The sequence below is a fragment of the Amycolatopsis sp. NPDC004169 genome (assembly GCF_040610315.1).
Lineage (GTDB): Bacteria > Actinomycetota > Actinomycetes > Mycobacteriales > Pseudonocardiaceae > Amycolatopsis.
This window is the reverse complement of the sequence record NZ_JBEXMD010000005.1, coordinates 183,839-196,994: the sequence shown is the minus strand read 5'-3', so window position 1 is coordinate 196,994 and position 13,156 is coordinate 183,839. Positions and strand designations below refer to the sequence as shown.

13 protein-coding genes are annotated in these 13,156 nt (G+C 72.4%); 6 read left to right on the top strand and 7 right to left on the bottom strand.

The annotated features are described in order from the left end of the window. Window positions 1-16 precede the first annotated feature (16 nt). Window positions 17-928, bottom strand: a complete 912-nt coding sequence (locus ABZX11_RS09055; protein ID WP_176174514.1) for a trypsin-like peptidase domain-containing protein — start codon at window positions 926-928, stop codon at window positions 17-19. Window positions 929-1,131: 203 nt separating this feature from the next. On the opposite strand from ABZX11_RS09055, the gene ABZX11_RS09050 reads away from it, so the two are divergent. Continuing rightward, window positions 1,132-3,297, top strand: a complete 2,166-nt coding sequence (locus ABZX11_RS09050; protein WP_354911260.1) for a glycoside hydrolase family 15 protein — start codon at window positions 1,132-1,134, stop codon at window positions 3,295-3,297. Window positions 3,298-3,340: 43 nt separating this feature from the next. Here ABZX11_RS09050 and ABZX11_RS09045 read toward each other — a convergent pair whose 3' ends face one another. After that, window positions 3,341-3,919, bottom strand: a complete 579-nt coding sequence (locus tag ABZX11_RS09045) for a peptide deformylase (protein ID WP_176174516.1) — start codon at window positions 3,917-3,919, stop codon at window positions 3,341-3,343. 155 nt (window positions 3,920-4,074) lie between these two features. On the opposite strand from ABZX11_RS09045, the gene ABZX11_RS09040 reads away from it, so the two are divergent. Then, window positions 4,075-4,383: a DUF3263 domain-containing protein gene (locus ABZX11_RS09040; protein ID WP_003101701.1), complete on the top strand. Its 309-nt coding sequence runs from the start codon at window positions 4,075-4,077 to the stop codon at window positions 4,381-4,383. Next, complete coding sequence (locus tag ABZX11_RS09035) at window positions 4,380-5,015, top strand: LytR C-terminal domain-containing protein (RefSeq protein WP_354911257.1); 636 nt, start codon at window positions 4,380-4,382, stop codon at window positions 5,013-5,015. The genes ABZX11_RS09040 and ABZX11_RS09035 overlap by 4 nt, the downstream gene beginning before the upstream one ends. Before the next feature lie 39 nt (window positions 5,016-5,054). On the opposite strand, the gene ABZX11_RS09030 is transcribed toward ABZX11_RS09035, so the two are convergent. The 3 genes from ABZX11_RS09030 to ABZX11_RS09020 form a co-directional block, all read right to left on the bottom strand. Next, window positions 5,055-7,322 carry an AAA family ATPase gene (locus ABZX11_RS09030; protein ID WP_354911254.1) on the bottom strand — a complete coding sequence of 756 codons (2,268 nt, stop codon included), beginning with the start codon at window positions 7,320-7,322 and terminating at the stop codon, window positions 5,055-5,057. Window positions 7,323-7,621: 299 nt separating this feature from the next. Further along, entirely contained in the window at window positions 7,622-8,572 is a 951-nt protein-coding gene (gene pssA, locus ABZX11_RS09025; protein WP_176174518.1) for a CDP-diacylglycerol--serine O-phosphatidyltransferase, read from the bottom strand. 3 nt (window positions 8,573-8,575) lie between these two features. Then, window positions 8,576-9,310 (bottom strand): phosphatidylserine decarboxylase, encoded by a 735-nt coding sequence (locus ABZX11_RS09020; RefSeq protein ID WP_354911250.1) that lies wholly within the window; start codon window positions 9,308-9,310, stop codon window positions 8,576-8,578. Between the two features lie 248 nt (window positions 9,311-9,558). Between ABZX11_RS09020 and ABZX11_RS09015 the strand changes: the two genes are divergently transcribed. Continuing rightward, window positions 9,559-9,789, top strand: a complete 231-nt coding sequence (locus ABZX11_RS09015) for a hypothetical protein (protein WP_354911248.1) — start codon at window positions 9,559-9,561, stop codon at window positions 9,787-9,789. 40 nt (window positions 9,790-9,829) lie between these two features. Here ABZX11_RS09015 and ABZX11_RS09010 read toward each other — a convergent pair whose 3' ends face one another. Continuing rightward, the gene (locus tag ABZX11_RS09010; protein ID WP_176174521.1) at window positions 9,830-10,114 is read right to left on the bottom strand and encodes a GlsB/YeaQ/YmgE family stress response membrane protein; all 285 of its coding nucleotides are present in this window, start codon (window positions 10,112-10,114) and stop codon (window positions 9,830-9,832) included. Window positions 10,115-10,186: 72 nt separating this feature from the next. Between ABZX11_RS09010 and ABZX11_RS09005 the strand changes: the two genes are divergently transcribed. Further along, window positions 10,187-10,747: a helix-turn-helix domain-containing protein gene (locus tag ABZX11_RS09005; protein ID WP_176174522.1), complete on the top strand. Its 561-nt coding sequence runs from the start codon at window positions 10,187-10,189 to the stop codon at window positions 10,745-10,747. After that, window positions 10,744-11,997, top strand: coding sequence for an MFS transporter (locus ABZX11_RS09000; RefSeq protein ID WP_354911245.1), 1,254 nt, complete (start codon window positions 10,744-10,746; stop codon window positions 11,995-11,997). The genes ABZX11_RS09005 and ABZX11_RS09000 overlap by 4 nt, the downstream gene beginning before the upstream one ends. Here the strand turns inward: ABZX11_RS09000 and glp are convergent. Beyond that, the gene (gene glp / locus ABZX11_RS08995; protein WP_354911243.1) at window positions 11,951-13,144 is read right to left on the bottom strand and encodes a gephyrin-like molybdotransferase Glp; all 1,194 of its coding nucleotides are present in this window, start codon (window positions 13,142-13,144) and stop codon (window positions 11,951-11,953) included. The two genes, ABZX11_RS09000 and glp, sit on opposite strands and share 47 nt — an antisense overlap. Window positions 13,145-13,156: the final 12 nt, after the last annotated feature.

The window sequence follows — 13,156 nt, the reverse complement described above, 5'->3', positions numbered from 1 at the left end:
GGGCGCGATACTCAAGTCACCCGACCAACTCTGCCGGTGTGGCGTAGACGTCGACCATGGCGCCGTTGCGCAGCACGGTGATCGGCAGTGCGGTGCCGATCACTTCCGCGAACAGCTGCCGCTGGATGCCCTGCGCGTCCGAGACGCGCGTGCGGCCGACGGTCAGCACGAGGTCCCCCGCGCGCAGCCCGGCCCGGTCCGCGGGCCCGCCCGCGACGACTTCGCGCACCCGGAGCCCGGCGCTCTGCCCGGTGCGCTCGGCGACGTCGTCCGGCAGTGGCGCGGGCACGCCGACGACACCGAGGTACGCCCGCCGCACCCGCCCCTCGACCACGAGCGTGTCGATGATCCGCCGCGTGGTCGCGTTGATCGGCACGGCCAGCCCGAGCCCGACGCCGGCGACCGCGGTGTTGACGCCGACGACCCGCCCGGCGGAGTCGGCGAGCGCGCCGCCGGAGTTGCCGGGGTTGAGCGCGGCGTCGGTCTGGATCACGTCCTCGATCACGCGGGTGGCGCGCCCCTGCCGCACCGGCAGCGCCCGCCCGAGCGCGCTGACGACCCCGGCGGTGACGGTCCCCGAGAAGCCGAGCGGGTTCCCGACCGCGACCACGAGCTGCCCGACGACGAGCCGGTCGGCGTCGCCCAGCCGGGCCGCCGCCGGTGTCTCGCCCCGGGCGCGCAGCACGGCGAGGTCGGACAGCGGGTCGGCGCCGACGACGTCGAAGGGCACTTCGCGGCCGTCGGCGAAGGTGGCGACGCCCTTCCGGTGGTCGCTGACGACGTGGGCGTTGGTGAGCAGGTGGCCGTCGTCGGCGAAGACGACGGCCGAGCCGCTGCCCCGCGCGAGCTGCACCCCGGCGACGTGCGGGGTGACGGTCGCGGCGACGGTGCTGACCGCGCGCGAGTAGGCGTCCATCGCGTCTTCCATGAGGGCACCTCGATTACACCGTTGCAGGTAATACAATTCTGCGCCCGCTCGGGCGGGAAGTCCGTTCGCTGTCCGTGAACCGGTTCACCGGACCAGTGACGGTCAGTGGTTCACCGGATCGGACCATGCGCCGGTGAAGGATCGGCGGCAGACTCCCAAGTCGCTTCTGTAACGGTGCAGAAGCGATCTTCTGTGGGGTTGATATGCGAAAACTCATGTTCGGCGCCCTCGCCGGGCTGCTGGTCACCGGCCTGATCCCGGGGACCGCGGCGGCTCAGGGCGAGGCTCCCGGCGCCCCGGGGACCCATCCCAGCTGGCTGCCCGCGAACAAGACCGGCTTCGGGACCGCCCACGACCGGTCCAGCAACGTCTGGTTCACCCTCCAGGGCGGGCAGCTGTCCGAGGTCTACTACCCGGACCTGTCGACACCGAGTGTCCGGTCGATGGACTTCGTCGTCACCGACGGCCGGAGCTTCGCCGTCACCGACTACTCGGCGAAGTCGCAGCAGGTGCGGCGGACCGATGACGACAGCCTGACCTACGAGCAGACGATCACCGACGACCAGCACCGCTGGCGCCTCCGCAAGACCTACGTCACCGATCCCGCCGCCACGACCGTGCTGGTGGACGTCGACTTCCAGTCGCTGACCGGCCGGCCCTACCAGCTCTACGCGGTCGCCGACCCGGACCTGACCAACGACGGCTCCGACGACTCGGCCGCCCGGGCCCGTGACGCCGTCACCGCCCAGGACGCGACCAACGCCGCTGCGCTCACCGCGAAGCCCGCGTTCACGAAGACGAGCGTCGGGTACGCGGGCGCGTCCGACGGGAACACGCAGCTCGCCAAGACCTTCAAGCTGGCCGAATACGACACGGCGACCAAGGGCAACGTCGTGCTGACCGGGCAGACGAACGCCGACGGCCTGCGCAACCGGCACGTCACCCTCGCCCTCGGCATGGGCGCGAAGGCCGCCGACGCGCTGAAGAGCGCGCAGGCGTCGCAGCGGCGCGGCGTCCGCGACATCACGCGCGCGTACGACCGCGGGTGGGAGCAGTACCTGCGCGGGGTCGGCAAGCCGCCGTCGTCGCTGAAGACCGACGCCGAGCGCGACCTGTACAAGGCGTCGATGCTCACGCTCGCCGCGAGCGAGGACAAGCACCACCCGGGTGCCTTCATCGCGTCGCCGAGCATGCCGTGGCGGTTCGGGAACAACGACCCGGAGTGGTCGCCGTCGGGCACCTACCACCTCGTCTGGCCGCGCGACCTCTACCAGATCGCCACCGGCCTGGCCGCCGGCGGCGACACGGCCGCGGCGAACCGCGCGGTGACCTACATGTTCGGCACGCAGCAGCAGCCCGACGGGCACCTGCCGCAGAACAGCCGGGTCGACGGCGTCCCGTACTGGACGTCGGTCCAGCTCGACGAGACCGCGTTCCCGATCGTGCTCGCCCAGCAGCTCGGCCGGAACGACCTGTGGCCCGGCGTCCGCAAGGCCGCCGAGTTCATCCTCGGGTACCGGGGGCCGAACGGGCAGCCCTCGCCGTACACCCAGCAGGAGCGCTGGGAGGAGCAGGACGGCTGGTCCCCGTCGACCATCGCCTCGGTGATCGCCGGGCTCGTCTGCGCCGCGGACCTGGCCCAGCACAACGGCGCCGCGGCGGACGCCGCCCGGTACCTCGCCGCGGCCGACAAGATGAAGGCCGACCTGCCGAAGCAGACGATCACCACGAACGGGCCGCTGTCGAAGGACCCGTACTTCGTCCGGCTCACGAAGGACGCCAACGCGAACAACGGGACGACGTACAACCTCGGCAACTCGAGCGTGACGATGGACCAGCGCGCGGTCACCGACGCGGGCTTCCTCGACCTGGTCCGGCTCGGCGTCTACCGCGCCGACGACCCGGTGGTCCGCAACAGCGTGCGCGTGACCGACTCCGACATCGCGTTCACCACGCCGACCGGCCAGTTCTGGCACCGCTACACGAAGGACGGCTACGGCGAGCAGGCCGACGGCTCGCCGTGGGACTACACGTTCCCGGCGGAGAGCCGCACCACGTTCGGCCGGCTCTGGCCGCTGCTCGCCGGCGAGCGCGGCGAGTACGAACTGGCGCTCGGCGATCCGGCGTCGGCCGCGCGGCGGCTGCGTGACCTCGGCCGGGTGAGCAGCTCGGCGGAGACCATGCCGGAGCAGGTGTGGGACGAGAACCCGCCGTCCGGGCAGACCGGCTTCCCGGCCGGCACGCCGAACACCTCGGCGACCCCGCTGGCCTGGACGCACGCCCAGTACGTCCGGCTCGCCTGGGACGTCAAGGCCGGTTCGGTACTGGAGACGCCTCGCGTCGTCCGCTGCCACTTCCTCGGCTGCTGAAACGCCGAAGGGCCCCTCGTGCGCGAGGGGCCCTTCGTGGGTTTCAGATGACGGCGCCGTCGTCTTCGGGGGTCTTGGGCGGCAGCCATGAGTTGCCGGGGACGCCCCACTTGTTGTGCTTGAGCATCTTCTTCGCCGCGCGCGCGTGCCGTCCGACCAGGCGGTCCAGGTAGAGGTACCCGTCCAGGTGATCGGTCTCGTGCTGCAGGCAGCGCGCGAAGTAGCCGGTGCCCTCGACCTCGATCGGGTTGCCGTCGAGGTCGGCGCCGGTCACCTTCGCCCACTTCGCGCGGCCCGTCGGGTACGACTCGCCGGGCGCCGAGAGGCAGCCCTCCCAGTCGTCGTCCGGGTCCGGCATGGTCTCCGGGATCTCCGACGTCTCGAGCTTCGGGTTGACGACGACGCCCTTGTGGCGCACGCCTTCGTCGTCCGGGCAGTCGTAGACGAACACCCGCAGGTCGAGGCCGATCTGGTTGGCCGCGAGGCCGACGCCCTCGGCGGCGTACATCGTCTCGAACATGTCGTCCACGAGCGTGCGCAGCTTCTCGTCGAACTCGGTGATCTCCCGAGTCGGCTGGTGCAGCACGGGTTCGCCGGCGATCACGATGGGGTGGATGGTCACGGCGAGCCAGTTTAGTCGGACCCCTCTGGTAGACCTGCATCAGACCGTGACGCGCCGGGGTCGATGCCCACGTCGGTGCGTGCTTCCGTGGTTGAATGGCGCCCGCGGAAGAGCTAGGTCTGATTCGCCATGACGCCCGATTGAGAGGGACTCGGATGGACGCCGCGGAGTCGATGGCTGAGCCGCAGCCGTCGCCGCCGAAGCCCGTGCCCGGCCTGACCGAACGCGAGGTCGAGATCCTCGCCTTCGAGCGCCAGTGGTGGCGACACGCCGGGGCGAAGGAGAACGCCATCCGCGAACGCTTCGACTTGTCTGCGACGCGCTACTACCAGCTGCTCAACAAGCTGCTGGAGAAGCCGGAGGCGATCGAAGCCGACCCGATGCTGGTGAAGCGGCTGCGCAAGACCCGCGCCGCCCGCCAGCGCAAGCGAGGCGCCCGGCGACTGGGGATCGAGCTGAAATGAGTGTGTTTTCCGGAATGTCCCGGCCGATGAAGGCCGCGGGCGTCGCGCTGGTCGGCGTGGCGATCATCGCCGCCGTCATCGGCGGGATCACCGCGCTGGGCGGGGGTGACGGGTCGAACGAGGCCGGGCCGAGCGGCACGCCGACGTCGCCGGGCTCGTCCTCGGTGCCGCCGTCGACCTCGTCGTCGGCTTCCTCTTCCTCGACGTCTTCGCCCTCGGCGAGTCCGTCGTCGCCCACGCCGCCGTCGACCTCGGCTCCGGCTCCCGGCCAGCCGACTTCGGCCGGCCCCGGTCAGCCCGGCCAGCCGGGTGGTGACCAGCAGGCGTCCAACAAGTGGGTGACCGTCCGGGTGCTGAACAACTCGACGATCAAGGGCCTGGCGGACCGGGCCGCGGACGACTTCCGCGGCAGCGGCTGGAACGTCAACGAGGTCGGCAACTACTCGCAGGGCGTCATCCCGACGACGACGGCGTACTACCGCCCGGGCACCGACGAGGAAGCCGCGGCCAAGCAGCTCGCGCAGGAGTTCGGCATCAAGGCCGAGCCCCGCTTCGAAGGCATCCAGGCCGCGACCCCCGGCGTGATCGTCATCGTGACGAAGGAATACGAGTCGGGCCACAAGGGCAGCTGAGGTTCCGAAAGAGGCGGCCGCCGGTGACGGCCGCCTCTTTCATTCGCCTGCCTGGGTCTTCGCGTAGGCCTCCAGCGCGGCCAGCTGGGCCGGGTCGAGGCTCGGCCGGACCGTCTTCCGGGCCGTTTCCAGGTGCGCCGAGGTGACCTCGCGGGCTTCCAGTGACTCGCGCATCGCCGTCAGCGCCGCTTCGCGGATCAGGGCCGCGCAGTCGGCCGCCGAGTAACCGTCCAGAGTGGACGCCACCGCTTCGAGGTCGACGTCGTCGGCCAGCGGGGTGTTCTTCGAGCTGGCCGCGAGGATCGCCGCGCGGGCCTCGGCGTCCGGCGGCGGCACGTAGACGCGGCGCTCGAGCCGTCCGGGCCGCAGCAGCGCCGGGTCGACCAGCTCGGGCCGGTTCGTCGCGCCCAGCACGACCACCTCGCGCATCGGCTCGACGCCGTCGAGCTCGGTGAGCAGGGCCGCGACCACGCGGTCGGCGACACCGGAGTCGGACGACTGGCCGCGGCGCGGGGCCAGCGCGTCGATCTCGTCCAGGAAGATCAGCGCGGGCGCCGCCTCCGCGGCCCGGCGGAACAGCTCGCGCACCGCGCGTTCGGACTCGCCGACCCACTTGTCCATCAGCTCGGCGCCCTTGACCGCGAAGACGTTCAGCGCGCCGGTGCCGGCCAGAGCCCGCACGAGGAACGTCTTGCCGCCGCCGGGCGGCCCGTACAGCAGCACCCCGCGCGGCGGTTCGACGCCGAGCCGGGCGAACGAGTCCGGGTACCGCAGCGGCCAGAGCACGGTTTCGGTCAGGGACTGCTTGACGTCGACCATGTTGCCGACGTCGTCCAGGGTGAGCCCGCCGGTGGCCAGGTTGTCCGAAGTGGACAGCGAGACCGGCCGGACGGTGGCCAGCGCGTCGAGCAGGTCCTGCTGCGAGATGCGCGGCTCGTCGGCGTCACGCTGGCGCAGCGCCGCCCGCAGCGCGGCGTCCCGGCGCAGCGCGATCAAGTCCGCCGCGACGAACCCCGGCGTCCGCTCGGCGAGCACGCCGCAGTCGATGCCGGCGTCGAGCGGGACGTCGCGGAGCAGGACGTTCAGCAGCTCACGGCGGGTTTTCGCGTCCGGGAGGGCCAGGCCGAGCTCGCGGTCCAGCAGGTCGGCGGCACGCAGCCGCGGGTCGGCCGACTCGGCGCGGGCCGTCGTCGCCACGACGGCGAAGCGCTCCCGCTTGAGGGCGGTCCTCAGCTCCTCCAGCACGACCGTGGCGACCGGCGGGGGAGTCGTCGCGGGCAGCAGCGCGTCGACGTCGGTGAGCAGGAGGACCGACGGGCCTTCGGCGTCGCGGATGGCCTCGCGCAGGCGCGCGACCGCGACGTTCGGGTCCAGCACCGCGAGGTTCGGCGCGGCCAGCGGGATGACCGTGATCTCGGCTTCGTGGGCCACCGACCGCACGAGCGTCGCCTTGCCGACGCCTTCGGGGCCCGACAGCAGGACGCCGAGGTGGGCGGGCGCGCCGAGGCGGGCCAGCAGCTCGGGGCGGTGGAAGGCCAGGTCGAACCACTCGCCGAGCTTGCGCGCGGCGCTCTCGGCGCCGACCAGGTCGGCGAGCGGAACCACGGGCTCTTCGACCGTGGCCACGACCTCGTCCTCGACGATCTCGGCGTCGATCCACTCCTCGGCCGCGGTGACGGCGGAGGAGCGGACCAGTGCGGTCGCCGTCCGGGGCGCGGCGGGCTCGGCGGTGCCCGGCCGGGCGCCGTCCCGCCAGGTGACCACAGTGGACGGTCCGACGGCCACGGTGCCCGCCGGCTCGGTGGCCGTGACGGTGAGCAGCTCGTTCGTCCAGGTCGCGCCGATGGCCCGCGAGAGCTGCCCGCGCAGGCCGGCCGGGTCCGAACCCGGCGTCGGCGCGAGGTCCTGCGGCAGGAGCGAAACGGCGTCGCCGACGGTGAGCACCTTGCCGATCAGCGCGAGCCGCAGCATGTGCGGGCTGACCGAGACGCTGGCCAGCCGCGACCCGGCGACGGTCACGGTCTTGGCGGCCGCGACGTCCGCGGGCGCGACGACGACCTCCGAGCCCTCGGTGATGCCGAGGTTCGACATGGTGACGTCGTCGGTGAGCACCACCCCGGGCACCCCGGCCTCATCGGCGGGCGCGGCGAGCGCGGCGCTGACCCGCGCCCCGGTGAGGTGGACGGCGTCCCAGGCCCGCAGGCCCAGCGCGTCGAGGACTTCGGGATGCAGCCGGACGACGCCGCGGCGAGTGTCCAGCGCGGACGGGGTGTGCCGGACGGTCAGCGTGATCTGCGGGTGGCTCACGCCGTTCACCCTAGCGATCCGCCGCCTCCGCACACCCCTGTGTCGACCTCCCGATCACGCGCGATGCCCCTCCAATCACACGAGATGCCGCTCGGATCACGGGTGAAGCCCGCCGGATCACGGGCGATCGCCGTACCGGAACGGCGAACTCGCGTACCCGGAGGGTCGGTTCGCGTACCTGGAGGGTCGGTTGCGTGATCAGGGACGGATCTCGCGTGACCCGGGCCGGATCTCGCGTGATCGGAGGCGTGACTCGCGTGATCGGGGAGCGATCTCGCGTGATTGGAGGGGCGACACGGCTACTTGCGGCGGAGGCCGATCCGGCGCCAGGAGCGGCGGCGCTGGCCGTTGCCGTTTTCGGAGGTGACGCGGGGGGTGCGGACCGTCTCGCGGGGGAGGCGGACCGCGCGGATCGCCGCTCCCGCGACGCGGCGGCGCAGCGGGCGGCGGAGGCCGAGGCGGCGGGTGGAGCGGGCCCGGCGGATCGCGCGGCGCTCGCTCGGCGGGACCGTCCAGGCCTCCGGGTGGGCCGCCAGCCAGCGGTGCCGGTAGACGGAATACGGGATGTGCGCCAGGTACAGGACCATCGCCACCAGCAGCGCGACCAGCGGGAACTGGATGATCGCCGCGGCCAGCAACGCCACACCCAGCAGCAGGGGCGCGATCGCCCTCGGCGGCGCCTTCACCGTCTTCAGCGACAGCGTCGGGATGCGGCTGATCAGCAGGGCCGCGATGGCGACCGTCCACGCCCACACGACGTACTGCGAAGACCACCAGCCCTCGCCCCACTGCAGGTACGCCACCAGCGGCAGCATCCCCAGCAGGCCGCCCGCCGGCGCCGGGACGCCGACGAAGAACTCGCTCGCGTACGGCGGCTGCTCGGTGTCGTCGAGCAGCGTGTTGAACCGGGCCAGCCGCAGGATCATGCAGACGGCGAAGATCAGCGACGCCACCCAGCCGATCCGGTCCGCGCCCGTCTGCCACACGTAGATCACCAGCGCCGGCGCGACACCGAAGGAGATGCCGTCGGACAGCGAGTCCAGCTCCGCGCCCATCTTCGACGTCGCGTCCAGCAGCCGCGCGATCCGGCCGTCCAGGCTGTCGAGCACCGCCGCGATGCCGATCGAGGCGATCGCCATCGCGTAGTTCTTCGTCAGCGCGAACTGCACGGCCGACAGGCCGGCGCACAGCGCCAGCACGGTGATGGCGTTCGGCAGCAGCCGGACACCCGGGGTGGTCACGCGGACCATCGATCAGCCCTTCGGGGAAGACACAGGGGCGGCGGGGAGCTCGGCGATGACCGTCTCGCCGCCGACCGTGCGCTGACCCTTGCTGACCAGCACGGTCGAGCCCGGCGGGAGGTAGAGGTCGACCCGCGAGCCGAACCGGATGATGCCGTAGGTCGACGCGGCGGCGACCTTGTCGCCCTCGCGGATCTCGCAGAGGATGCGGCGCGCGACCAGGCCGGCGATCTGCACGACGACGAGCTCGTGGCCGTCTTCGGTGCGCATCAGCACGGAGTTGCGTTCGTTGTCGTCGCTGGCCTTGTCCAGGTCCGCGGACAGGAACTTGCCGGGCCGGTAGGCGACCCGCTCGATCACGCCGTTCGCCGGGACGCGCTGGACGTGCACGTCGAACACCGAGAGGAACACCGAGACGCGCATCCGCGGCTCGGCGGGCAGGCCGAGCTCGGCGGGCGGCACGGCTTCCTCGATCAGGGACACCAGGCCGTCGGCGGAGGCGAGCGCGACGCCGTCACGCGGCGGCGGGACCCGCTTCGGCTCGCGGAAGAACGCGGCCGTCGCCACGGTCGCCAGCGCACCGACGACGCCGAGGCGCTTGGAGAACCGGCGGGCGAGCAGGGTCGCGGCGATGCCGCCCGCCACGAACGGACGGCCGGCGGGGTGCATCGGCGGCAGCGTTTCGCGGGCGAGCTGGAGGGCGTGCGCGACTGGGTTGCCGGCGGGCTCCGGCCGGGTGCCGCTCATGGTCGGGTCCCCTGGTTTCGTGTCGGAAGAACGGATGGTCGCCGGGATCCGGCGGCCGCGTACGGCGGGCCTCACGGTACCGCTGCCCCAGGTGAGCGTGTCCGAGCCCCCTGGCCGGACTCCTCCGGGAGGGGGTCACCGCGGCGGGTGGGAATGATCGTCCGGTCGTAACGGAAGGTCGATTTCACCGATGACTCTAAGTAGTTGCCGCCGTTCGGGGCGCTGCCCCGCCTGACCTGTGAGGACCGATGGACGACCGCCGCGATCCCGCCGAAGCCCGGCTTCGCGAGCTGCTGGGTGCGTGGCGCCGGGAGATCGACGAGGTGCCCGTGCCTTCGCTCGTCGACGCGGTGCGCGCGGTCGACGTCGTCATCGAGGCGAGGAAGGCGGGAAAGGGGGAAAACCGGGGCCGGGTGCATCCGCCCCCCGACGGCGCACGCACCCGGCCACCGGGAGATGCGCGTGAGGACGCAGTTTAGCGGCCGAAGCCCTCTTGATCACCGTTCTCCACGGCAATAGTTACCAACGGTCGTCCGAACGCCGGGCCAGGCCGCTCGCGAGCCGCAGGATCGCCAGCAGCACGACGGCGCCGAGGATGGCCACGCCGAAGCTGGGGAAGTCGAAGTCGAACGCCTTCGCCTGGCCGGTCGCGAGCCGGTAGAACAGCCCGCCCAAGGCCGCGCCGACGACCCCGACGAGCACGCTGACCAGGCAACCCAGCCGCTGCCGCGCCCGCCCGCCGACGACCAGGTTGGCGATCCAGCCGACGATGGCGCCGAAGATCACCCATGCGACGAAACCCATGGCCCGAGTTTACGGGAGCAGTTGTACAAGCGCCATTGCACAAGAACTGTTGTACAACTACTCTTGTGCGTCATGAGCGACGACATCCGGGAGATCCGGGATTCGAAGGTGCTGGCCGCCATGTCCCACCAGCTGCGGCGCCGGCTCCTGGAACTGCTCCACCTCGACGGCCCGGCCACGGCGTCGGTGCTCGCCGCGAAGACCGGGCAGGCGGTCGGCAACGTCAGCCACCACATGAAGGTGCTGGCCGCGGCGAAGCTGGTCGAGGAGGCCCCGGAACTGGCCCGTGACCAGCGGGAACGCTGGTGGAAGCGCAGCGCGAGGACCCTGCGCTGGGCCGCGGCGGACTTCCCCGGCGACCCGGTCGCCGAAGCGGCCGAGGTCCTGGTGCTCGACCACCAGACGGCGGTGGCCCGCGAATGGATCGCGAACCGGGAAACCTATCCCGAAGAGTGGCGCGGTGCGCCGTTCAGCATCGACACGTGGGTGCGCCTGTCGCGCGAGGAGCTCGACGAGCTCAACGAGCGGATCTTCCTGCTGATCAGCGAGTTCGAAAACCGCACCGAACCCGGCGACGGCGTCGAGCGCCGCCCGGTCTTCTTCGCCGCGCGAGCGTCGCTGGGCAAGCCGTGAAGGGGCTCGGGGGGAACAGGGACTTCCGGCTGCTCTGGACCGGCGAGACCACCAGCATGCTCGGCAGCATGGTGGCGACCACGGCGTTGCCGCTGGTCGCGGTGGTCACGCTGCAGGCGAGCACCTTCCAGGTCGCCTTGCTGACGGCCGTGGCCTGGCTGCCGTGGCTGGTGATCGGCCTGCCGGCGGGTGCCTGGGTCGACCGGCTGCCGAAGCGCCCCGTCATGGTGCTCTGCAACACGGTGTCGATGGCCGTCTTCGGCAGCGTCCCGGTCGTCGCCGCCTTCGGTGCGCTGAGCATGCCGTACCTCCTGGCCGCCGCCCTGCTCGGCGGAGTCGCGAAGGTGTTCTTCACCCTTGCCTACCGCGCTTACCTGCCGGTGCTCGTCGGTGATGGCGAACTGCTCGAAGGCAATGCGAAGCTGCAGGGCAGCGAGTCGGCGACCCAGGTTGCCGGGCCGGGCCTGGCCGGGCTGCTGGCACAGGCGTTCGGCCCGGTCAGCGGCATCCTGGCGGACGCGGTCAGCTTCGGCGTCTCGGTCCTGTGCGTGCGGGCGATCCGGGCGCGCGAAACCGTCGTCCCCGCCGAGCGCTCGCCGCTGCGCAGCCAGATCGCCGAGGGACTCCGGTTCGTCGCGGGCGACCGGTACCTGCGGTCGCTGATCACCTTCGGCGCCGTCTCGAACCTCGCGCTCACCGGCTACAGCGCCATCCAGGTCGTGTTCCTGTCGCGGACGCTGGGCACCGCGCCCGGGCTCGTGGGGCTGGTACTGGCGCTGGGCGCGTCCGGCGGGATCCTCGGCGCGGCCGCGGCCGGACGGCTCGCCGCGCGCCTCGGCGCCGTGCGCGCGTGGCTGCTCTGCGAGGTCGTCGCGGCGCCGATGCTGCTGCTCGGGCCGCTGAGCGGGCCCGGCTGGGGCGTGGTCCCGTACGTGCTCGCGCTGTTCGGCGTGTGCGCCGGTGTCGTCGCCGGCAACGTGCTGGTCACGACGTTCCGGCAGCAATACTGCCCGCCCGAGCTGTTCAGCCGGGTCAACTCCAGCATGTCGATCGTCAACTACGGGACGATCCCGCTGGCCGGTGTCCTCGGCGGCGTGCTGGGCGAGGCGATCGGCATCCGCGAGACGCTCTGGGTGGCCGCGGGGGTTTCGATCCTGTCGCTGCCGCTGCTCGCGCCCTACCGGAAGCTGCGGGACTTCCCGGTCAGAGCAGCAGGACGTCCACCTCTTCCCCTTCCGCTGCCGACGTGACGTCCTCCGGGAGCACGATCAGGCAGTTGGCCTGGGTGAACGCGGCCAGCAGGTGCGAGCCCGGCCCGCCGCGCGGCCCGACGACCCCGGTGACCTCCCCGTCGGACGGGGTGAACACGCCCCGGCGGTACTGGCGGCGCCCGGCGGGCGAGGTCATCGCCTCGGTCAGCCGGGCCCGTACCCGCCGTCGCGAGACGTCGGTGTGGCCCATGGCGGTCAGCAGCGCCGGGCGCAGGAACGCCTCGAACGACACCAGCACGCTGACCGGGTTGCCGGGCAGCGCCACCACCGGGACGTCGTGCCAGCGCCCGCTGCCCTGCGGGCCGCCCGGCTGCATGGCGATCTTCGCGAACTCGACACCCTGGCCGGTCAGCGCGTCCTTCACCACTTCGTACGCGCCCGCGCTGACGCCGCCGGAGGTGACCAGCAGGTCGGCATCGGCCAGCTTCGGCTCGATGACCTTCCGGAACTCCTCGACGTCGTCGACGACGCTGCGGACGACCTCGACCTCGCAGCCGAGGCCGCGGATCGCCGCGGCGAGCATCACGCTGTTGGACTCGTAGATCTGGCCGTGGCGCAGCGGGGCGGGCGCGTCGATCAGCTCGGTGCCGGTCGAGGCGACCACCACCCGCAGCGGCCGGTGCACCCGCACCTCGGCCAGCCCGACCGCGGCCGCGAGGCCCAGCTGGGAGTGGCCGAGCACGGTGCCCGCGGGCAGGGCGACGGTGCCCTCGACGACGTCCTCGCCGGTGTGCCGGATGTGCGCGCCTTCGCGGGCGGACGCCGAGATCGTCACGGTCTCCGTTCCGCCGTCGGTGTCCTCGACCATCACGACGGCGTCCGCGCCCGGCGGCAGCGGCGCGCCGGTCATGATCCGGTGCGTGGTGCCGGGTTCCAGCGGCCGGACGTCGACCCGGCCCGCCGGGATGTCGTCGGCCACCGGCAGTGTCACCGGGGCTTCGGCGACGTCGGCGGCGCGGACCGCGTAGCCGTCCATCGCGGAGTTGTCGAAGGGCGGCAGCGAGACGCCGGCGCGCACGTCTCCGGCCAGCACGAGGCCGGCCGCGGCGGCGAGGGGCAAGCTGGTCGCGGGGGCCGTGCCGAGGAGCGCGGCGACGCGGTCGCGGTAGTCGTCGACGGAGATCACCGGACCATCCTC